Annotated in this window: 24 protein-coding genes; 12 read left to right on the top strand and 12 right to left on the bottom strand. The window is 63.5% G+C overall.

The annotated features are described in order from the left end of the window. The coding region (locus F1542_RS07875) for an SDR family oxidoreductase (RefSeq protein WP_193732542.1) at positions 1-444 on the top strand (444 nt) is incomplete at its 5' end. Between the two features lie 24 nt (positions 445-468). Next, the gene (gene folB / locus F1542_RS07870; RefSeq protein WP_193732541.1) at positions 469-870 is read left to right on the top strand and encodes a dihydroneopterin aldolase; all 402 of its coding nucleotides are present in this window, start codon (positions 469-471) and stop codon (positions 868-870) included. A gap of 42 nt (positions 871-912) precedes the next feature. Here folB and F1542_RS07865 read toward each other — a convergent pair whose 3' ends face one another. Then, positions 913-1,251, bottom strand: a complete 339-nt coding sequence (locus F1542_RS07865) for a TIGR02300 family protein (RefSeq protein ID WP_193732544.1) — start codon at positions 1,249-1,251, stop codon at positions 913-915. A gap of 178 nt (positions 1,252-1,429) precedes the next feature. On the opposite strand from F1542_RS07865, the gene aroA reads away from it, so the two are divergent. From aroA to rpsA, 3 genes are all read left to right on the top strand, one after another. After that, positions 1,430-2,782, top strand: coding sequence for a 3-phosphoshikimate 1-carboxyvinyltransferase (gene aroA, locus F1542_RS07860; protein ID WP_193732540.1), 1,353 nt, complete (start codon positions 1,430-1,432; stop codon positions 2,780-2,782). Continuing rightward, positions 2,779-3,420, top strand: a complete 642-nt coding sequence (locus F1542_RS07855; protein ID WP_193732539.1) for a d(CMP) kinase — start codon at positions 2,779-2,781, stop codon at positions 3,418-3,420. The genes aroA and F1542_RS07855 overlap by 4 nt, the downstream gene beginning before the upstream one ends. Before the next feature lie 278 nt (positions 3,421-3,698). Further along, a complete protein-coding gene (gene rpsA, locus F1542_RS07850) occupies positions 3,699-5,414 on the top strand; it encodes a 30S ribosomal protein S1 (RefSeq protein ID WP_010513132.1) in 1,716 nt (571 codons plus the stop codon). Positions 5,415-5,823: 409 nt separating this feature from the next. On the opposite strand, the gene F1542_RS07845 is transcribed toward rpsA, so the two are convergent. Then, positions 5,824-8,523 carry a pitrilysin family protein gene (locus tag F1542_RS07845; protein ID WP_227672568.1) on the bottom strand — a complete coding sequence of 900 codons (2,700 nt, stop codon included), beginning with the start codon at positions 8,521-8,523 and terminating at the stop codon, positions 5,824-5,826. Between the two features lie 85 nt (positions 8,524-8,608). Here F1542_RS07845 and F1542_RS07840 point away from each other — a divergent pair, with 85 nt between their 5' ends. Continuing rightward, positions 8,609-9,781 (top strand): serine hydrolase, encoded by a 1,173-nt coding sequence (locus F1542_RS07840; protein WP_193732538.1) that lies wholly within the window; start codon positions 8,609-8,611, stop codon positions 9,779-9,781. 49 nt (positions 9,782-9,830) lie between these two features. Beyond that, positions 9,831-10,352 (top strand): hypothetical protein, encoded by a 522-nt coding sequence (locus tag F1542_RS07835; protein WP_010506802.1) that lies wholly within the window; start codon positions 9,831-9,833, stop codon positions 10,350-10,352. Positions 10,353-10,482: 130 nt separating this feature from the next. Here F1542_RS07835 and F1542_RS07830 read toward each other — a convergent pair whose 3' ends face one another. The 8 genes from F1542_RS07830 to F1542_RS07795 form a co-directional block, all read right to left on the bottom strand. Next, positions 10,483-10,662, bottom strand: coding sequence for a DUF1674 domain-containing protein (locus F1542_RS07830; protein ID WP_193732537.1), 180 nt, complete (start codon positions 10,660-10,662; stop codon positions 10,483-10,485). A gap of 71 nt (positions 10,663-10,733) precedes the next feature. Further along, entirely contained in the window at positions 10,734-11,456 is a 723-nt protein-coding gene (ccmI, locus tag F1542_RS07825; RefSeq protein WP_193732536.1) for a c-type cytochrome biogenesis protein CcmI, read from the bottom strand. Between the two features lie 7 nt (positions 11,457-11,463). Further along, the gene (locus tag F1542_RS07820) at positions 11,464-11,943 is read right to left on the bottom strand and encodes a cytochrome c-type biogenesis protein (RefSeq protein ID WP_193732535.1); all 480 of its coding nucleotides are present in this window, start codon (positions 11,941-11,943) and stop codon (positions 11,464-11,466) included. Continuing rightward, the gene (locus F1542_RS07815) at positions 11,940-12,512 is read right to left on the bottom strand and encodes a DsbE family thiol:disulfide interchange protein (RefSeq protein WP_193732534.1); all 573 of its coding nucleotides are present in this window, start codon (positions 12,510-12,512) and stop codon (positions 11,940-11,942) included. Before F1542_RS07815 ends, F1542_RS07820 begins: the two co-directional genes overlap by 4 nt. Beyond that, positions 12,509-14,488 (bottom strand): heme lyase CcmF/NrfE family subunit, encoded by a 1,980-nt coding sequence (locus F1542_RS07810; RefSeq protein ID WP_193732533.1) that lies wholly within the window; start codon positions 14,486-14,488, stop codon positions 12,509-12,511. The genes F1542_RS07815 and F1542_RS07810 overlap by 4 nt, the downstream gene beginning before the upstream one ends. A 9-nt stretch (positions 14,489-14,497) precedes the next feature. Continuing rightward, entirely contained in the window at positions 14,498-15,031 is a 534-nt protein-coding gene (ccmE, locus tag F1542_RS07805; RefSeq protein ID WP_193732532.1) for a cytochrome c maturation protein CcmE, read from the bottom strand. Then, positions 15,028-15,174, bottom strand: a complete 147-nt coding sequence (locus F1542_RS07800; RefSeq protein ID WP_193732531.1) for a heme exporter protein CcmD — start codon at positions 15,172-15,174, stop codon at positions 15,028-15,030. Before F1542_RS07800 ends, ccmE begins: the two co-directional genes overlap by 4 nt. Further along, complete coding sequence (locus F1542_RS07795) at positions 15,171-15,974, bottom strand: heme ABC transporter permease (protein WP_141260689.1); 804 nt, start codon at positions 15,972-15,974, stop codon at positions 15,171-15,173. The genes F1542_RS07800 and F1542_RS07795 overlap by 4 nt, the downstream gene beginning before the upstream one ends. Positions 15,975-16,150: 176 nt before the next feature. Here F1542_RS07795 and F1542_RS07790 point away from each other — a divergent pair, with 176 nt between their 5' ends. From F1542_RS07790 to F1542_RS07780, 3 genes are all read left to right on the top strand, one after another. Further along, the gene (locus F1542_RS07790; protein ID WP_193732530.1) at positions 16,151-16,444 is read left to right on the top strand and encodes a YciI family protein; all 294 of its coding nucleotides are present in this window, start codon (positions 16,151-16,153) and stop codon (positions 16,442-16,444) included. A gap of 10 nt (positions 16,445-16,454) precedes the next feature. After that, positions 16,455-16,868: an EVE domain-containing protein gene (locus tag F1542_RS07785; RefSeq protein ID WP_193732529.1), complete on the top strand. Its 414-nt coding sequence runs from the start codon at positions 16,455-16,457 to the stop codon at positions 16,866-16,868. 180 nt (positions 16,869-17,048) lie between these two features. After that, positions 17,049-17,900: an EcsC family protein gene (locus F1542_RS07780; protein ID WP_193732528.1), complete on the top strand. Its 852-nt coding sequence runs from the start codon at positions 17,049-17,051 to the stop codon at positions 17,898-17,900. A gap of 228 nt (positions 17,901-18,128) precedes the next feature. Here F1542_RS07780 and F1542_RS07775 read toward each other — a convergent pair whose 3' ends face one another. Together F1542_RS07775 and F1542_RS07770 are read right to left on the bottom strand one after the other, a co-directional pair. Then, positions 18,129-18,320, bottom strand: a complete 192-nt coding sequence (locus F1542_RS07775) for a hypothetical protein (RefSeq protein ID WP_193732527.1) — start codon at positions 18,318-18,320, stop codon at positions 18,129-18,131. Positions 18,321-18,349: 29 nt separating this feature from the next. Further along, positions 18,350-19,324, bottom strand: a complete 975-nt coding sequence (locus tag F1542_RS07770) for a D-glycerate dehydrogenase (protein ID WP_193732526.1) — start codon at positions 19,322-19,324, stop codon at positions 18,350-18,352. Between the two features lie 82 nt (positions 19,325-19,406). On the opposite strand from F1542_RS07770, the gene aat reads away from it, so the two are divergent. Together aat and F1542_RS07760 are read left to right on the top strand one after the other, a co-directional pair. Next, positions 19,407-20,066, top strand: coding sequence for a leucyl/phenylalanyl-tRNA--protein transferase (gene aat, locus F1542_RS07765; RefSeq protein WP_193732525.1), 660 nt, complete (start codon positions 19,407-19,409; stop codon positions 20,064-20,066). A gap of 68 nt (positions 20,067-20,134) precedes the next feature. Beyond that, positions 20,135-20,754 (top strand): DUF4412 domain-containing protein (locus tag F1542_RS07760; RefSeq protein ID WP_193732524.1); only part of this gene is annotated, 620 nt, incomplete at its 3' end.

The following is a 20,754-nucleotide window of genomic DNA, read 5'->3' as shown; positions in this document are numbered from 1 at the left end:
GGATGGGACGGGCATATGGAACCAAATACGCGCGCGCCCTTCGTGTTGATGCAGGAATTCGCACGCCTGCTCTCCCCCGGGGCCGAAGGCATGGTGCTGAACATGCTGGATGAGCGCGTGTGGTCCCTGACCCCGCATTTTGTCAGTTACACCGTATCCAAGGCCGCGCTGTGGACCCTGACGCAGACCATGGCGCTGGCGCTGGCGCCGCATCGTATCCGGGTCAACGCCATCGGTCCCGGCCCGGTGCTGCCCACGCCACGGCAGACGGCGGACCATTTCGCCCGGCAGTGCGCCTCCGTCCCGCTGGGGCATGGGGCAACGCCGGATGAAATCGCGCGCGCGGCACTGTCATTGCTCTGCCTGCCGTCCGTAACCGGGCAGATGCTTGCCCTTGACGGGGGGCAGCACATGCAGTGGTCGCCCGCTCCCCCCCCGGCCTGAACCTTTCAACCGACTGGATCCGCCATGTCCCTGCTGTCGCCATGGAATGAACCGCAGCCACTGCGCTGCCTGTTTGTGCGCAATATGGTGCTGGATGCCCATATTGGCGTATTTGAACATGAACAGGGCGTGACCCAGCGCATCCGCGTCAATGTGGTCTTTGGCGTGCCGGACAGTGCGACGCTGGATGTAGGACCGGACGATCTGGGGCGCACGGTATCATATGAACGTGTGGTGCTGCTGGTGCGCGAAATCGTGGCCCGTGGCCATGTCGCGCTGGTGGAAACGCTGGCCGAACGAATCGCGGCTGGCGTGCTGGAGGACAGGCGCATCCGCATCACGCGCGTGTGCGTGGAAAAGCTGGATATCTTTGACGACGCCGAATCGGTTGGGGTCGAGATCGAACGCCGCAACCCGCGCGCCTGATACAAAAACAGCCCGGAACAGTGTGTCCCGGGCCGGATCATGTCAGTTGTCGTGGTCGTCCTTGTCGGTCTTCACGTCGATGTCGGCGCTGCTGATATCATCGTCGTCATCGTCATCAAGGCCCGCATCGTCAGGCAGGACGGCGGCGTCATCATCATCGGCGTCGGTATCCAGATCGACGTCGACATCGTTTTCGAGTGCGTCATCAGCCGCCTTGGGCTTGGATTCGGGGGCAGCTTCCACCGGGCGACGGACGCGCGGCAGTTCCACGGGCTGTTCAGCGCCGCATTTGGGGCAGACGGCCGGATTCTTGTTCAGATCGTAGAAACGGGCGCTGCAGGAGACACAGACACGTTTGGTGCCGAGGTTGGACTGAGCCATCTTGAACCTGTCGATCCTGTTTTGATTATGAATGAAGCCACGGTATCCGGAAGTGGCAAAAGGCGCAGCCCCATGCCAGTTTGTAGACGTAATGTCAAACACCGGGGCATGCGCCGGCAGGGCGATCATGCCGATCTGTGATTGACTTTGCCACCCGGAATACGGAATTGGAGGACGTATGAAAACCGATCACGTCCAATCTTCCGTCCGCGCGCTGACGGTCCATGCCCCGCGCGCGCCCCTTTCCGGTTCGGTCCAGGTGCCGGGTGACAAATCGATCAGCCACCGTTCGCTGATGTTCGCGGCCCTTGCGCGTGGCACGACCCACATCACCGGCCTGCTGGAAGGCGAAGACGTGCTGCGTACCGCCGATGCCATGCGCGCGCTGGGTGCGGACATCACGCGCACGGGAACCGGGAACTGGACGGTGCAGGGATGCGGGCTGGATGGTCTGCGTGAACCGGCGGATGTGCTGGACATGGGCAATTCGGGCACGGCGGCGCGCCTGCTGTCGGGTATTCTGGCCAGTCATGGCTTTACGTCTGTCATGACGGGGGACGCCAGCCTGCGCGGTCGCCCGATGAAGCGGGTGATGGACCCGCTGGCTGCCACGGGTGCCGTGTTCCTGTCGCGTCAGGGCGGTCGCCTGCCACTGGCCATACAGGGCAACGCCAACCCGCCGCCGCTGTCATACCGCCTGCCGGTGGCCTCCGCACAGGTGAAGTCGGCCGTGCTGCTGGCCGGCCTGAACGCGCAGGGCGAGACCCGGGTGGAAGAACCCGTGGCTACCCGTGACCATACCGAAAACATGCTGCGCCATTTCGGTGCCACCGTGACCGTCGAGCCCATGGGCGCCGGTGGCCGCGTCATTACCCTGCAGGGGCGGCCCGAACTGGTGGCGCGTGACATCGTGGTGCCGGGCGATCCGTCATCGGCGGCGTTCATTCTGGCGGCGGCCCTGCTGGTGCCGGGGTCAACGGTCAGCGTGCGCGGCGTGGGGCTGAACCCGCTGCGCACCGGGCTGTTCACGTCACTGAAGGAAATGGGCGCGGATCTGGTCATCAGCAACGAACGCGTGGAAGGGGGCGAGCCTGTGGGCGATATCACCGCCACCACAGGCGTCCTGCATGGCGTGGACGTGCCCGCAACCCGCGCGCCGTCCATGATTGACGAATATCCCGTCCTGGCGGTGGTCGCCGCCCATGCCACCGGGCAGTCGCGCTTTCGCGGGCTGGAGGAACTGCGCGTGAAGGAAAGCGATCGCCTGTCCGCCACCGTTGCCCTGCTGGAAGCCAATGGCGTGAAGGTGGATGTCGTGGGTGATGACATGATCGTGCATGGCACGGGCGGGGCCATTCCCGGCGGTGGTCTGGTCCAGACCCGCATGGACCACCGGCTGGCCATGAGCGCGATCGTGATGGGCCTTGCGGCACAAAAGCCGGTCTGCGTCGATGATACCGCGTTCATTGACACCAGCTTCCCCGGTTTCATCACGCTCATGAACAGCATCGGCGCCGGGATCGCGGCATGACCCGGCGGCTGGTCATAGCGGTTGACGGTCCCGCTGCGGCAGGCAAGGGCACCCTTGCCAGGCGGCTGGCGCAGGCGCTCGACCTGCCTTACCTTGATACGGGGCTGCTGTATCGTGCGACGGGGCGGCGGATGATCGACGCGGGCCATGACCCCGCGCAGGGACAGGCGGAGGCATTCGCCGCCAGTGTCGGGCTGGAAGACCTGAGCCGCACCGACCTGCGCGTGCCCGAGGTCGATCGCGCGGCCAGCCTAGTCGCAGCCCAGCCAGCCGTGCGCCGCGTTCTGGTTGACGTACAGCGCCGTTTTGCGGGCGAACATGGCGCGGTGCTGGACGGGCGCGATATCGGGACGGTCATCTTTCCCGATGCCCCGGTCAAGCTGTTCATTACCGCTTCCCCGCGCACACGCGCCACGCGGCGGTGGGAACAGCTGGCGACCGACCCCGGCGCACCCGACCGCGAGGACCAGATCACCCGGGTCGAGCGTGAGATCGAAGCCCGTGACAGGGCCGATTCCAGCCGCGCCGTCGCCCCCCTGCGCGCCGCCGGTGATGCCGTACGCATCGAGACCGATGGCCTGAGCGCGGATGAAGTGCTGGCCGAAGCCCTGCGGATCGTGGCGCGCATGACGCGCTAGGGTGATTTTGTGCGGGAACCAGGCCCCATATTGCGGGTTTTTATTGACATACGCCGCCCATAGGGTGTCTGTGCTGAACGGTATATACCCCACGCGCCCGCGTGGCGCGGGGTATGGCGTCAATTTTGGCCGTCAGGCGAGCCGCGACCGTGTCGTGGCGTATCCGCCGGGCAAGCCGTTCCCATTGTCCCGCTTCAATGCGGGCAGGCGGGGGCGCAGGATTGTCCCTGTATCCGCCCCAAGGGGTAGGACAGGGTTACAGGATTTACGAGTAGCTCATGGCTTCAGCCACAACACAGCCCGTCGCCGACCATAAGGGTGGCGAGGACTTTGCCGCCCTTCTTGAGGAAACCCTCGGTCGCGACTCCGCATTTGACGGTTCCGTTGTCACCGGTCGCGTTGTCCGCCTTACGGATGAATACGCGATTGTCGATGTCGGCCTGAAAAGCGAAGGGCGCGTCGCCCTGAAGGAATTCGGCCCGCCGGGTGTGACCCCCGATGTCAAGCCGGGTGACGTTATCGAACTGTTTGTCGAGCGGTACGAAGACCGTGACGGGTCCATCGTCCTGTCGCGCGAAAAGGCCCGCCGCGAGGAAGCCTGGTCGAACCTTGAAAAGGCGTTCGAAAACAACCAGCGCGTCAACGGCACCATCTATGGCCGCGTCAAGGGTGGCTTCACCGTTGACCTGGGCGGCGCAATGGCGTTCCTGCCCGGCAGCCAGGTGGACATCCGCCCCGTGCGCGACGTGACCCCGCTGATGGGCGTGCCCCAGCCGTTCCAGATCCTGAAGATGGACCGCGCACGCGGCAACATCGTCGTCTCGCGTCGTGCGGTTCTGGAAGAGACCCGTGCGGAACAGCGCAGCGAGCTGATCCAGGGCCTGAAGGAAGGCATGATCCTCGATGGCGTGGTCAAGAACATCACCGATTACGGTGCGTTCGTGGACCTCGGCGGCGTCGATGGCCTGCTGCATGTGACCGATATCGCATGGAAGCGCATCAACCACCCGTCCGAAGCCCTGCAGATCGGCCAGCCGGTCCGCGTGCAGGTCATCCGCTTCAACCCCGACACGCAGCGTATCTCGCTGGGCATGAAGCAGCTTGAAGCTGACCCGTGGGAAAACGTGGCGATCAAGTACCCGCCGGGTGCCCGTTACACCGGTCGCGTCACGAACATCACCGATTACGGTGCATTCGTGGAGCTGGAGCCGGGCGTCGAGGGTCTGGTGCACGTGTCCGAAATGTCCTGGACGAAGAAGAACGTCCATCCGGGCAAGATCGTCGCCACTTCGCAGGAAGTCGATGTGATGGTTCTGGATGTGGACAGCGCGAAGCGCCGCATCTCGCTGGGCCTGAAGCAGGTGCAGCGCAACCCGTGGGAGCAGTTCGCCGAGGAACACAAGGTTGGTTCCGTGGTGGAAGGCGAGATCCGCAACATCACCGAATTCGGCCTGTTCATCGGCCTGTCCGCGGACATCGACGGCATGGTTCACATGTCCGACCTGTCTTGGGACGAGCCGGGCGAAGTCGCCATGAGCCACTACGAAAAGGGCCAGGTCGTGAAGGCCAAGGTCCTGGATGTGGACGTGGAAAAGGAACGCATCTCGCTGGGCATCAAGCAGCTGCAGGAAGACCCCGCTGCTGACACGCTGAGCAAGGTGCAGAAGGGCGCGATCGTGACCTGCATCGTCACCGCTGTTCAGTCGAACGGCATCGAGGTGAAGGTTGACGACGTCCTGACCGGCTTCATCCGCCGTGCGGAACTGGCCCGTGACAAGGCCGATCAGCGTCCGGAGCGTTTCGCCGTTGGTGAACGCGTCGATGCGAAGGTCGTGTCGGTTGACCGCGCAGCCCGCAAGCTGGCCCTGACCATCCGCGGCCGGGAGGTCGAGGAAGACAAGCAGGCGATCTCCGACTACGGTTCGTCCGATAGCGGGGCTTCGCTGGGTGACATTCTGGGTGCCGCGATCCGTCGCCGTAACGCCGAGAACTGATCCCGTCCGTATGATCCGGCCTGCCTTGGCAGGTCGGGCGATACGCCGGAAAAGGGGGCGATGCAGAAATGCATCGCCCCCTTTTTTGTATGGGTGCCATCTTTTTTTAAATGGTGGCGTTCTTCGAAGCTTTTTTAAAAACTTCATCCAGAACTTCTGTATAATTTATACAATTTTACAAATACTGGCTGTTCAGACCGTTCCAGATTTTCGGGATGGACTGGTTTATTCAGTTTTTGATTCGAATATGGATCGTCTATCGACGATTCTAGTATTTTTTCAACCCTGCTGCAGGGTTTTTCACTGTTATGGAAATGGTTATTTGCGACAGTACCGTGCCTGATTATGCTTCAATATTTACTCATTATTAAAAATATAGGGGCTGGCAGGCACCAGCCCCATACATTCATCACGGCGTCGTCGCCGGTCCCTTGATGATTTCCGCAAGGTCGGCGGGACGTATCCATTTACGGAATGCATCGCGTATGGCGGCGGCATCCAGCGTGTAATAGGCCTGTGCCGCGATATCATTCTGGTTTAGCGGCAGGCCCAGGTCACTGAAATGCAGGTACCCCGCCGCAATGGTGTCCAGACTGGCGGATTGCAGGGCCAGGCCACGCAGCATGCCCGCACGGGCCATGGCCAGTTCGTTTTCGCTGACGGGTTGTATCTGCATGGCCATCAGGTCATGGATGGCTGCATCACGTGCCGCCGCGACCTTGTCGGGATCCGCGCCAAAGGAAATGCTGTAGGCGCTGCGGTGGCGCTTCCATGTCAGGTGGCTGCGCACGGTATAGACGTAACCACTGCGTACGCGCAGGTCGCGGTACAGGCGGGATGAAAAACCCGATCCAAGGATTTCGTTGCCCAGGTTGAGCGCGAAGTGTTCCGGGTTGGCGACATTCAGCGACAGGCTTTCGGGCAGGGAGACGGTAGCCTGCGTGCTGGACGGGTCGGGCACCTTCATTACGCTGGTATGGCTGTCGGGGCGCGGGGGCAGGTCAACCATGGGTGTCGGCCCACTGGCGCGCCATGTACCAAACGTGCGTGATATCGCGCGGTAGGAGGCGGCGGGCGTAATGTCACCGGTAATGACAATGGTGGTCAGGTCCGGCCTGTAGGCCGTTTTCCAGAATGCGCGACAGTCCGCCAGCGTCAGTTTCATCACCTCATCCGGCTGCGCCTGCCGCAGGGACGGGTCGCCCGCAGGGGATACCGCGCCCTGCATCGCGCGCTGGAACAGGTATTCAGGCGAATGCAGCAGGCCGGACAGGGAGGCCGCGGTATTGGCGCGCACCACCTTGAACCCCTGTTCAGGCAGGGCGGGGTGCAGTTCGTTTTCCGCCAGCAGTTCCAGGCCCCGGTCAAAATCGGGCGTCAGTACGTTCAGGCTGAAATCGGCCCCGGCATTTTCGCTGGCGGCAATGTCGTCAAACGCCTTCTGCAACCCGATCCGGTCGTGCGTCGTGCTGCCATAGCTGAACAGTTCATTCGTAATATCGGCAATGCCTTCCTTGCCTGCTGGCTCCTGCATGTCTTCATTCTGGCGGATGGTGCCATACAGGTTGATGGTATGGCTGACGGAAGCCGGGCGCACGATCAGGTGCAGGCCATTGGGCAGGGTGTACTGCGCAGGCTGGACCGATGCCTCGGGCGGGCGCAACGCCAGCAGGCTGTCATTGGCCCAGCGTGGCAGGGTCACGGGGTGGTCGGGTGTGCTGGCAAAGGATTCCGCGCCGCCAAATCCCTTGTCGGCCACAGGGTGCCCGCCATCGCGCGGGGTCAGGATGGCGGTGATGGACTGCTGCGGGTCCAGTACCGCGCGTGCCAGATGATTGACATCTTCCGGTGTGACAGCGGCAAAGGCCGCGGCTTCATCATCGGGGGATTGCAGGCCCATGACGGCCTGTGCTTCCGACCAGCTTTCGGCAAGGCCGGAAATGCTGTTGGCGGCAAAGCCAAGCTGCGCCAGTTCCTTGCGCTTGGCCGCATCGACCAGATCGGACGGCACACCGTTTTCGCGCAGGCTGCGCAGGATGTCCTGCATGCGTGCCTGAAGCGGGGCGGGGTTGCTCCCCTTGGGGAAGGCCGCGATGGCAATGCCGATCCCGGCATCCGCCTTGGTCACGAAGTCGAAGCTGGACAGCAGCGCGCGTCCCTGCGGCACCAGGTCATATAATGCGCCACGCTGGCTGCTCAGCACATCGGACAGGATGCGCGCGGTGGCATAATCCCGGCTGTTCTGTCCCGGCATGCGGCTGGCAATGGCGACAAGGCCCACGGGGTAATCGGTCGGGAACTGCAGGGTCTGGGCCTGCACGGGACCGGGGTGGATCTGCGGGCGTGCGGGCAGTCTGCGCGACGGGATCGGGCCAAAGGTATCGCGCACCATCGCCAGCGTACGGGCCGCATCCACATCACCCGTTATGACCAGAATGGCGTTGTTGGGTGCATACCACTGCCGGTAGAACCGGCGCAGCAGCGCGGTATCCGTCTTGTCAAAGGACGGGCGACTGCCCAGCGCATCATGTTCATAGGGCGTGCCGGCAAACAGGATCGACTGCAGGCGCGCCAGATAGACATAGCCGGGGCTGGACAGATCGCGTGAGACTTCCTGCTCGATCGCGCCGCGTTCATGCGCCCAGTCCCCGGCCGCAAGCGTCAGGCCCTGCATGCGCATGGCTTCGATACGCAGCAGTACGTCAAGGTTGTCAGCAGGCGCGGTATAGAAGAACTGTGTTACGTTTTCCGTCGTGTCCGCATTGTAATCGCCCCCCAGCCGCGCACCGATGGCGGCCATCTGGTCACGGTCCAGCCCCTTGCTGCCACGGAACATCATGTGTTCCAATGCATGCGCCGTGCCGGGAAAGCCTGCGGGCGCCGCCGCCGATCCCACCAGGTAATTGATTTCGGTGCTGACAACCGGGGCCAGACGGTCGGGCACGATCACCACGCGCAACCCGTTGGGCAGCGTGGCCTGCAACGGCGCTTCAGCAGGCTGGGCAACGGTCGGAGCCGGTACTGCGGCATGGGCTGCAGGCGGTACCAGGCAACTGCCACATAGCAGGAGGGAGAGGCATAATGTTTTGGAAAACAGGCGTGCTATCATATCCCCAGATTACGCTGCTTTGCCCATGGCGACCAGTTCATGCGGCCCCTACCTGTCATAACGGCCCGTTATAAAGGATCAGACCATGTCCCGTATTCCGGTGGAGAAGGCCCACATGCGTGAACGTATCCGCCAGGTCATGGATACGGCCGTGGAAACGTCCCGGCTGGTCGGTGCCGTGGTCATGGTGGCGGTGGATGGGGAGGTCGTGGTGGCGGAAGCCGCAGGCCAGGCCGACCGGGAGGGCGGCATTCCCATGCAGATCGATACCCTGTTCCGCCTTGCTTCCCTGACCAAGCCGGTCGTGACTGCCGCGGCGCTGGCCATGGTGGAGGAAGGATTGCTGGACCTGCATGCCGCCGTGACGCGCTACCTGCCGCATTTCCATCCCGTTCTGCCCGATGGGGGCGCGTGCGAAATCACGCTGCACCAGTTGCTGACCCATACCAGTGGCCTGACCTATGGATTTGCTTTCCCGCGTGATGACAATCCCTATACCCGCGCCGGTGTCTCTGATGGCATCGCGGAACCGGGACTGTCGCTGGCGGATAACCTGTCCCGGCTGGCTACGACGCGGTTGATATTCGTGCCGGGGCAGGGATGGGCCTATTCGCTGGGGCTGGATGTGATGGGCGGCGTGATTGAAAAGGCATCCGGCCTGTCGCTGCCTGCTGCGGTAAGGCGTTATGTCGGCGCGCCGCTGGGCTGGCGCGACAGTGGCTTCATGCTGACGCCATTGCAGTCACCCGCCGCCTGCTATGCCGATGCACGGCCCGTGCCCATCCGCATGGGGGCGGAATATGTCCTGCCACGCATGTTGCCCGGTGGCGGGATGGGGGAAATCCGTTTTGCGCCCGATCGCATCCGCAACCCCGATTCCTATCCATCCGGCGGTGCGGGCATGGTGGGGACGGCTGCGGAATTCCTTGCATTTCTGGAAGCCGTGCGCATTGGTGGCGAAGGCATGCTATCGCCCGCATCCGCCATGCTGTTTGGCCAGAACGCCATTGGCGATATTGATATGGGACCGCTGGCGCGCGGGCGGCGCTTCGGTTATGGGGCTGCGGTCATTGCGGACCCGTCGTCTGCGCGTACGCCACTCAGCCCCGGCAGTTTTACATGGGGGGGCGTGTACGGACATCAATGGGCGGTGGACCGTGCGCGGGGCATGAGCATTGTCATGCTGAGCAACACCGCGCTGGCGGGCATGGCGGGGACGTATCCCGACGCGGTCGTCGCCGCCGCCTGTGGCGCATGACGGGACGTGCGCCCGTACTACGACGGATACGAGGATACTGGGAACTGTCATGTCATTTGGTGATCGCGTCAATCAGTTTGATGCCTGGCTGCTGGACCGGGTTTTCCAGCCTTTTGCCGATGCCCTGCCCGAACGCCTGACGGCCATGGAAATGGGCATGAGCTTTCAGGTCGGGTCCATCGTCCTGTCAGCCGCGTCCATTTCGGCCCTGCTGGTACTGGAGGGCATGACGCTGGATAACCTGATCGCCAATGTGCTCGGCTGGTTTTTCGAAGTTGTCTTCTATATCGGCATCCACCGCATGCGCAGGCTGGTCAAACCGGGTTACCAGAATCCGCTGCGCGTCATGCTGGCGGGCATGCGGCCCATTTCCATCCCGTTTGCCGCCTATGCCTTCTATCAGGCGGTCACGGCAGATCGGGCGTATGAACTGGCCCTGTGGTTCAATTCCCTGTCGCAGCTTGTATTCGTTGCAGGGATCTACCTGATTTCATGCAACGTGCCGCCGCCGGGACACCGGGCACGGCAAACATCTTTTGGCCGCGGTCCGCTGCCCAACGAAATCGGCTGACCGCCACGCCGGATACAGGTCAGAAACTGTCAAAAGTTTTTGGTGAAGCCTTTTTCAAAAAGCTTCAGGGATCGCCGCCTTTTAAAAAAAAGGCGACGCCAAAAAATTTTTAATTTCCATCAGTGGATTTTCAGAAATCCACGCACCGTCCCTTGACCGTCCAGTCGCCATAGCGGGTCGGCTCCGGCCCCTTCGGGCCGCCGACTTCATCCGCTTCGGCAGGCTGTTTCAGCAGCGCGGCTTCCTTGGCCGCTTCGTCCTGCACCGTATCGGCGGCAGGGGCGGGGGAGGGGGTCTTGTCCTTGCTCATGCCGCCAGTTTCCGCCCAATGTCCCGAAACTGGCAAGCCCAAAACGCCCCTGCGGTGGTCGGGGTAGCGCGTTATTGATGTTCGGACTGCGCGATACGCTGCTGCACCGTCATCCGCCATGGCGCATCCGCGGGGGCTGCGTCCAGCGCGCGACGGTACAGGTCCGCCGTTTCGGGAGAAATATGGCCGCCATCGGCCATCATCTGTGCTTCAGCCGCACGGGCGGCGACTTCGGGGTCGAAGCGCTGTTCTATGGCGCTGCGCCATGCCTGGGCAGCTGCAGCGTAATGGTCACGCCCGGCCTCGGCCTGGCCCAGCAGCACGTAGCCCTGGAACAGGCTGGGATCACCCGCCGGGATCTGTTTCAGCTGATCGCGCAGCCGGTCGATGATTGCATCATTGCGGTGCTCCTCATGCTGAAGCGCCACAAGGCGCGGGGCCAGCGGCTGTGCCGGAAGCGACGGGTGCCCGACCGTAAGATACAGCCCGATGGCCGCTACCGGCAGCGCGACCAGGGCCGCGGTAATGACCCCGGTAGAGCTACCCTTGCCCGCGACGAAGGCAGGCAGCATGTCGGTGCCCAGCACCCGGCGCTGGATTTCCAGCCGGGCGCTGTCATGTTCGGACGGCGCGATCATGCCTTCGACCAGATCGCGTTCCAGTTCCGCAAGCTGCGCCTGATGCAGGACAAGGGCCGTCTCGCGCTCATCGCGCAGCAGGGTGGTGCGACGGAACGAGATCAGTGCGGGTAACAGTGCGATCACGCCAAGCAGGCAGATACCAATCCAGATCATAAGACTCTCAGCGTGTTTCGGTCAGGTCGGACAGACGGCGACGTTCCGCGTCCGTCAGGGGCGTGGGCGTTACCGTGCGGGGCCTGCGGAATGTCCACCACGCCACGCCCATGCCAATGCACAGCGCCAGCAGCGGCATGACCCACAGCAGCAGCGTGCCGATGGTCAGTGGCGGCTTGAGGCGGATGAAGTTGCCATAGCGGTTGACCATCCAGTCCATGATCTGCCGGTTGCTTTCGCCCTTGGCCACATGTTCACGCACGACATGGCGCAGGTCACGGGCCAGGTCGGCGCTGCTGTCCTCGATCGACTCGTTCTGGCACACAAGGCAGCGCAACTGCGACCCGATCGCCTCGGCGCGCTGTTCCTGCGCCGGGTCAGGCAGCATTTCCGACGGGTCATCCACCGCCATCGCCACAAACGGGGCAAACAGCAGGCAGGCCAGCAGGGCAATCACGCCATAGTGGCGCAGGGGATGTGTTTTCATGACTTCAGGCTGTCCGCCAGCGGCATGATCGTATTGGTGATCATGGTTTCGGTAATGGGCGAGGCCGTATGCCACCGGATCACACCGCCCGGCCCGATCAGGAAGGTTTCCGGCACGCCGGACACACCCCAGTCGATCGCGGCCAGCCCGTCACGGTCGGCGGCGATGCGGGCATAGGGATTGCCCGCGCGCTGCACGAAGCCCAGCGCGTGTTCGGGCTTGTCCTTATACGCAATGCCCCAGATCGGCAGGCGTTCCTTCAGCGCGTTCAGCACCGGCATTTCGGCAACGCAAGGAATGCACCATGATGCGAAATAATTCACCAGAACCGGGGATTTCAGCGCACGCAGGTCCTGTGCGGAAAAGCCCTGTCCCGGCGCCTGGTCCGGCAGGGCGAAATCCGGCACGGGGCGGTTCAGCGCCGGGGCATGGATGTCATGCGGATCGAATGATCCCCTGGTCATGCCCGACAGCATGCGCCAGAAGCCCACGCCTATCCCGCCAGCCACAACCAGCGGGGCCGCCATCAGCAGGCGGCGACGGGTAGGGGAAGAAGGCTGGTCGTTCATTGCACCACCACCACGTCCACGGTTTTGGCCCGGCGGGGCGCACCAACGCGCACGCGCCGGTCAGACAGCGACAGCGCGCCGCCAAAGGCCATGATCAGCCCACCCAGCCACATCCACGGCGCCAGCGGGTTGTAATGCAGGCGCAGCACATAGGTCGGGTTGGCGTCATCGCCATGCTTGTCACCCAGCACGCCGTAAATATCGGCCAGCAGGTTGGTATGGATCGCCACTTCCGTCGTGGTCTGGTGCTGGCTGGCGAAGGTGCGCTTGGAGGGGTGCAGCGTCGTGATCAGGCGGCCATTGTGGCGGACCTCGATGGTCGCGACCAGCGCACTGTAGTTCGGACCTTCCGCCGGGTGCACGTCGGTCAGGGTCCAGCTGTCACCGGCCAGCATCTCGCTCTCGCCCACATGCACTTCCACAATCCGGTGCGCAGCCTGTGACATCCCGGCAATGCCCAGCACGACAATCCCGACACCGGCATGGGCCAGGGCCGCCCCGAACACCGCGCGTGGCAGGCTGCGTGCGCGCTGCCAGCTTTGCGCCAGGGGCTGGCGGAACAAGCGCAGGCGTTCGGCAATATCGGCAATGCTGGAACAGATCACCCATACGGCCGTCGCCGTGGCCAGCACCGCCAGGATGTCACGCATCCGGAAGGTAGCAAGCACCAGCGCCAGCAGGGCCACACAGGCCGCCCACCACAGGCGGCGCAGCACCGGCCACATCTGTGCCCGTTTCCACGGCACCATCGGGCCAAAGCCCATGAACACCATAAGCGGTATGGCCAGCGGGATGGTGGTCGCGTCAAAGAACGGCTTGCCGACCGAAATCGTCTTGCCGAACAGAAGCGACATGAACGGCGGGTACATCGTGCCCGTCAGCACCACCGCGCAGATCGAACACAGCAGGATGTTGTTCAGGACCAGCAGCCCTTCACGCGATACGGGCGAAAACAGCCCGCCGGTGGTCAGCTGCGGGGCGCGGATGGCGAACAGCAGCAGCGACCCGCCAATGACGAGTGCCAGCAGGCCAAGGATGAATACGCCACGCGCCGGGTCATTGGCGAAGGCATGGACGGAATTGAGGATACCCGAACGCACAAGGAACGTGCCGGACAGCGAGAACGAGAACGTGCCAATCGCCAGCAGCACGGTCCAGATCTTCAGCGCCTCGCGCTTTTCCACCACGATGGCCGAATGCACCAGCGCCGTGCCCGTCAGCCACGGGATCAGCGATGCGTTTTCCACCGGATCCCAGAACCAGTAACCACCCCAGCCCAGCACGTAGTAAGACCACCATGATCCCATGGCGATGCCGCAGGTCAGGAAGCACCACGCCGCCACCGCCCACGGGCGCACCCAGCGACCCCATGCCGCATCGACGCGCCCTTCGATCAGGGCGGCGATGGCAAAGGCGAACGGCACGGCAAAGCCGACATAGCCGGTGTAGAGAATGGGTGGATGGAACGCGAGGCCGGGGTCCTGCAGCAGCGGGTTCATGCCCTGTCCATCCAGCGGCGCGGGCCAGACACGCGCGAACGGGTTGGACGTGGTCAGGCAGAACAGCTCAAACCCTGCCGCGACCCCACCCAGCACCGCAATGACGCGTGCCTGAAGGGCGGAAGGCAGGTTGCGCCCGAACAGGGCGACCGCGCCACCGCATATGGACAGGATCATTGCCCATAGCAGGACCGATCCCTCATGGTTGCCCCATACGCCGGTGATCTTATACAGCAGCGGCTTGCTGACCGCGCTGTTGGCGGCCACGTTCTGCACGGAAAAGTCATTGGTGATGGCGGCGTGGATCAGGCACGCAAAGGAGGTGATCAGCGCGATCATCTGCCCCACCGCCAGCGCCGGGGCCAACGCCATCAGGCGTGCGTCACGCCGGTTGGCCCCGATCAGGGGCAGGATGGCCTGTCCGGCGGCCATGCAGCATGCCAGCGCCAGCGCAAAATTTCCAAGTTCCGGGTTCATTGTCGGATGTCAGTTTCCGTCAGGTGTCTGGGTGGCCGGTTTTTTCGGCGTGTCGGCAGCCGTCATGGTGTTCCAGCTGGCAGCGTCCGGGGCCTTGCCGAAACGGGGATCCCACTTGCCGCTGCGGCGCAGTTCCTCCGCCACTTCCTTGGGCATGTAGGTCTCGTCATGCTTGGCCAGCACCTCGCTGGCGCGGAAGGTGCCGTCAGGGTTGACAGTGCCCACGGCGACCACGCTCTGCCCCTCACGGAACAGGTCGGGCAGGATGCCTTCGTACCGCACGGTCACGGCGGCCTGCCCGTCAGTTACGTCAAACAGGTTGACGGGTGAATCCTTTACCTTTTCACGGTGCACGCTGCCGGCCACGACCATGCCGCCAAGGCGGATGGTGCGATCGGCCGGGGGCGGCTTGGCATGGACCTGTGACGGCGCCATGAAGAAAACGATATTGGATGAAAAGGCGTTCAGCGTCAGCGCGGCAGCGGAACCAAGTCCGATCATGCACGCCACCACCAGCCACAGGCGTCGGCTTTTGCGGGTCATGAGGGCTGACGTGTCCGGGGCTGTTCAATGGCGGCCAGACGTTTGCGCGCGGTGCGCAGGCGGATGGCGGCGTTGACGGACAAAACCGTCGCAACGCCAAGCGTCAGGCCATAGGCGGCCAGGATATAGGGCAGGTGGGTCATACGGCGGCACTGTCAGGCTTGGGGGCGGGGTTGGCGGACTGGCGGCCACGGTTGGCGGCCAGGATCGTGCGGATACGGCTTTCCATGACCGATGCGCGCAGGCGGGCCAGCACGATTGCGCCAAATCCCAGCGTGAACCCCAGCGTGGTCAGCCCCAGCGGCCACAGCATGGAGGTGGACATGGTCGGCGCCCCCGTAACCGTGATGCTGTCGGGCTGGTGCAGGGTGTTCCACCACTGTACGCTGAACTTGATGATCGGCAGGTCAACCGCGCCCGCCAGCCCCAGTATGGCGGCGGCACGGTAGCCGCGCTGCGGTTCATCAAATGCACGGATCAGCGCGATATGGCCCAGATACAGGAAAAACAGCACCAGAACGGATGTCAGGCGTGCATCCCACACCCACCACGTGCCCCACATCGGCTTGCCCCACAGCGAACCGGTGGCAAGGCAGACGGCGGTGATGGATGCGCCCACCGGCCCGATTTCCACCGCCGCCAGGTCGGCCAGCGGGTGCCGCCAGACCAGCGACAGCAGCGAACAGACCGCCAGCCCCATGTAACCGGACGAGGCAAGCCACGCGGTCGGCACATGCACGTACATGATGCGCACGCTGTCGCCCTGCTGCCAGTCGGCGGGGGAGAAGAACAGCCCCCACACGATTCCGGCAATGGACAGCACCAGCGCGGGCCATGTCAGCCATGGCTGCAGCTTCGCCCCCATGCGCAGGAAGCGGCCGGGATTGGCGTAACGGTGAAAAAGGTTACCGGTTCGTGCGGTAAGGCTCTGCGTTGCGTTCAAGGTTGATCCATCCGTGCCCGGGGCACCTGTCCCTGCAATGAAAACGGTCAAGAAATTCGTGCCATCACCCTTGCATGGGTGGGGGCTTGCGTTTTCCTGCTCTACACTATCGCGTTAAAAAAGACACGGCCAGTCCTGTCCCATGATGGTACGGTCGACCCGCAGGAGGAGAAAACATGCTGTTTGCGATCATTTGCACCGACAAGCCCGCCAGCCTTGAAACCCGCAAGGCAACGCGTGAACGCCACCTTGCCTATCTGGAACGGTGGAAGCGCCACATCATCCATGGCGGGCCGCTGCTGGACGCGGAAAACAGCCCCTGTGGCAGCCTGCTGGTGGTGGACGTGGCGGACCGCGCCGCGGCGGAAGGATTCGCGGTGGAAGACCCCTATGCGAAGGTTGACCTGTTCGAGAGCGTGGTGATCCGTCCGTTCCGTTCAGTTTTTCGTGATGGGCTTCGGGTGGAGTAAAAAAACGGTCATGTCCTACTGGCTGATCAAGTCCGAGCCCGATGCCTTTTCATGGTCCGAGCAGGTTGAAAACGATATTGAACCGTGGACCGGCGTGCGCAACCACCAGGCAAAGAAAAACCTGGCGGCCATGAAGGTGGGCGACCGGGCCTTTTTCTACCACTCCAACGTGGGCCGTGAAATCGTGGGCGTGGTGGAGGTCGTGCGCGAAGCCTATCCCGACCCCACGGCGGCGGATGGCAGATGGGTCTGCGTTGACGTGCGCGCCATCGGCCCGATGCCGCATCCGGTCACGCTGACGGCGATGAAGGCCGACCCGGCGCTTGCGGACCTGGCGCTGATCCGGCAGTCGCGCCTGTCCGTCGTGCCGGTTTCGGACGCACACTGGGGGCACCTGTGCCGGATGGGGGGCTGGAACAGCTAGGGGCGTGCCACGTTTCATGGCAGCACCATGGCGACGCACGTTGCAAGAACGCCGCCATGGTGCTGAAACGGTGGGAACTGCCGCATGGGTGTCGCGGGCGGTTTCTTATGCCCCGTCTTTATGACGGGCATGGCGCGACCGGTCCGTGAAGGTACGGAAGATCAGGCGAAGGGCATTGTAATGAGTGCAGGTTCCTCAAACGAACTGGCGCCGCTGACGTTGGACAGCGCGTGTATCACTGAACTCCAGCAGGCGCTGGAACGGGTTGAAACAGGGCGCGGCGTGCTGGTGCGCCTTGCCGACCTCATGGGTGGGGCCGTGGGGCAGGCGGCCATGCTGGGCATGCGCACGCTGGGGCTGGCGCCGGGACTGCAGGCACGGCTGCAGGCCACGGCGGAAACCGCGATCCGGCGCGCGTTCGACCTTGCGGTTGTAGGCATGGACCGCCCCCGTGACATCTCCGCCACCCCTGATGATGGCGCGGGCTGGCGCGACCCGGCGCTGAAGGCCGCCGTCACGGTCTCGGGGGCCGTAGGCGGCTTTACCGGCCTGCCGGGCCTTGTGGCGGATGTAGGCTTCACCACCCTGACCATCATGCGCGAAATCGCCCGCATTGCGCGTGAACAGGGTGAAGACCTGTCGCAGGAAGATGCGCGTGCCGCCTGTCTGGAAGTGTTCGCCCTGCGTGCCTTCCCCTTTGGCGGGGCAAAAAACCAGGGGCAGGGCGAGGATAACGAACTGGGCTATTTCTCTGCCCGCGCCATGCTGCGCGGCCGCCCGGTCGTCATGCTGGTCAGTGAGGTCGCGACCCATTACGGGCTTGGCCTGTCGCGTAAATTCGCATTGCAGATGATGCCGGTGGCTGGCGCGCTGTGCGGGGCGTCGCTGAATGTGGCGTTCCTGTCGCATTACCGCGCCGTGGCGCAGGCGCATTTCACCATCCGCAGGCTGGAGCGTGAATACGGCCCCGAAGTCCGCCGCACCGCGATGGACCTGAAGAGCCATGCGGCAGCACAGGTTCGCGAAAGTTGAAGGCAACAGGATGGTGTCTGCAGGCTGGTTGAAAAGCCAGCCCGGATAACATCCGACGATCATAAGAAAGTTTTTGGTGAAGCTTTTTTCAAAAAGCTTTGCAAAAACGCCGCCTTTTTGAAAAAAGGCGGCACTCAAAGACTTTTATTTTTGTTTATTGACGCGTTGTTTTTTTGAACACTTTACTAAGTTTCAGGGACAGGGCCTGCCACCGTCCCTGCCAGCCGCTCAGGCTGATTTGTCGGGCACGGCTGGCGCGGGTTTCGGATGGGCGCGCAGTTCGATAAAGGCGGCCACCAGCGCGAAAAGCGTATAAAAAGCCAGCAGCGTATCCAGCACCCCGTGGAAGCGGGGAACAAGATACTCCAGCAGCACTGTAATCAGCGCGAACACCACAAAAACACCGGGCAGTCCGATCATGCGCCTGTCCTTCCTGTCATTGTGCCGGATCAGGCCGCAACCGGCGTTAGCGCGTCGCGGCCCGCCAGCACGGCTTCCACATTGTCTACCGCCATCATGCCCATGTCGGTGCGGGTTTCCACCGTCGCACTGCCGACATGCGGGGTCAGGAACACGTTGGGCAGTTCAAGGAAGCGCGGGTCGGGGTTGGGTTCATTGCGGTAGACATCCAGCCCGGCGGCTGCCAGCTGGCCACTGCGCAGGGCATCGATCAGCGCATCCTCATCCACCAGCGCCCCACGCGCCGCATTGATGAAAATTGCCCCGCGCGGCAGGCGGGACAGCAGGTCGGCATTGATCATGCCATCGGTTTCGGGACTGGCGGGCAGGTGCAGGCTCAGGATATCGCAATGCGGCAGCATGTCGGTCACGGTGCTGAAAAAGGTCGCGCCCGCTTCCTGATCCGCTGGCAGGCGGCGACGGTTGGAATACATCACCTTCATATCAAAGCCACGGGCGCGCCTGGCCACCGCCCGGCCAATGCGGCCCATGCCGACAATGCCCAGCCGCTTGCCGCTTATGCGCGTGCCCAGCAGTTCATCCATGGCCAGCGACCGGCCCCAGCCCCTGCGCATCAGCGCGCCGTATTCGCTGGCCCGTCGCGCCGCTGCCAGCATCAGCAGTATGGCCATGTCCGCATTGCATTCGGTCAGCACGTCGGGGGTATTGGTGACAACAATGCCGCGCGCATGCAGGGCAGGAATGTCCAGATGGTCGGTGCCGACGCTGACCGTGGCCACGACCTTTACGCTGTCGGGCAGCAGCAGCACGTCGTTGCCCCGCAGCGGCAGCCCGGTGGCGGTCATGATCGCCTGCGGCTGGAATGCGCGCGCCGCATCCAGAAGTTCACGCGTTGTCATCTGCTGGTCTGGAACGGCGGGTATGTTAAAGCTCTGTTCAATGCGCTGCATGACCGGGGTGGTCTGGCGCTGGGTCAGCAACAGGCGGGGACGGGTATCGGACATATGGGGTGGTTTCTCCTGACAGGCGGGCATGCCGTGGGCGATCATGCCCACGAAGGCATGCGAAAAGGGTTATCCTAAGAACATGACGGGTCAAGAGACGGTTCCCATCACGCCGGAACTTATGCTGCGCGCCTACATGGCCGGGCTGTTTCCCATGGCGCCGGATGCCGGGTCGGATGAACTGGAATGGTACCGCCCCGAAATGCGCGGTATCCTGCCGCTGGACGGGTTTCATGTCAGTCGCAGGCTCATGCGCACCGTGCTGTCGGCGCGCTTTGCGGTTACGGCGGATCAGGATTTCCCCGCCGTCATGGATGGCTGCGCCGAACCCGCGCCGGGACGCGAGACGACATGGATCAGCCCGCGCATCCGCAGCCTGTTCTGCGCGCTACATGACATGGGCCATGCCCATAGCGTGGAGGTCAGGCACGAAGGCAGGCTGGTTGGCGGCCTGTATGGCGTGGCGATCGGGCAGGCGTACTTTGGCGAAAGCATGTTCAGCCGCATGCGCGATGCGTCCAAGGTCGCCCTTGTCCATCTTGTCGCGCGCCTGCGGCTGGGGGGATTCAGCCTGCTGGACACACAGTTCGGCACCGACCATCTGGCCAGTTTCGGCGGAGTGGAAATTCCGGCATGGGACTACATGCGCCAACTGGGCCATGCGGTGCGGGGGCAGGCGGCGTGGATTGGAAATGATCGCGTAACGGAACTGGAAACCGCCATCCGCGCCCTGCGCGCGTGACGGGGTGCGGGCGGTTGACACAACCGGCCATGCGGGGTTCCGTCTTGGCAGATGAAAGGGAAAACACGATGAAGCATGGAACGGCCCGCCCGCGATGGCAGTGGACAAGGACGGGTGCGCTGCGGCTGGGCATGACCGCACTGGCGGCGGGTATCGCGTCCGGCTGCGACATTCCCGCCGCGCGGGCGGAGGACCCTTCCAGCGTTCATCCCCCGCTGACCCCCACCCGTGACGTGCAGGTGGATTATAACGTACAGCCCGATGGCGTGCCCGAACCCAAGGCCGTGCGCACATGGTTCGCCTATAACGGCGGCCTGATGCGAATCGACAGCCCTCAGGGCATGGGCGAGACGATTCTCAACCGCATGAGTCGCCAGGTCACGATCATCATCAACCCGCAGAAGGTGTACAGCCAGCTTGATGCCCGCTATGGCATTCGCAATCCCTTCCTGCTCGACCTGTCCATGACCTTCTCGCGCAAGGGCAGTTCCACCGTGGCGGGCGTGCCCTGCACGCAGTGGGATGTCACCACCGATCAGGGCAGCGCCACCGCCTGCGTGACCGATGATGGCGTGGTGCTGCAGGAAATCGGCGTGGATGGTGACGGGCTGAAGGGGCGGCTGGAAGCGACGAAGGTGGTGTACGGTCCGATCCCCGACAGCATGTTCCAGCCACCGGAGGGTTACCG

This window comes from Komagataeibacter sp. FXV3 (assembly GCF_015155755.1).
In the GTDB taxonomy this organism is placed as follows: domain Bacteria; phylum Pseudomonadota; class Alphaproteobacteria; order Acetobacterales; family Acetobacteraceae; genus Komagataeibacter.
The sequence above is the reverse complement of the archived record's forward strand: the minus strand, read 5'-3'. Positions and strand labels throughout refer to the sequence as shown.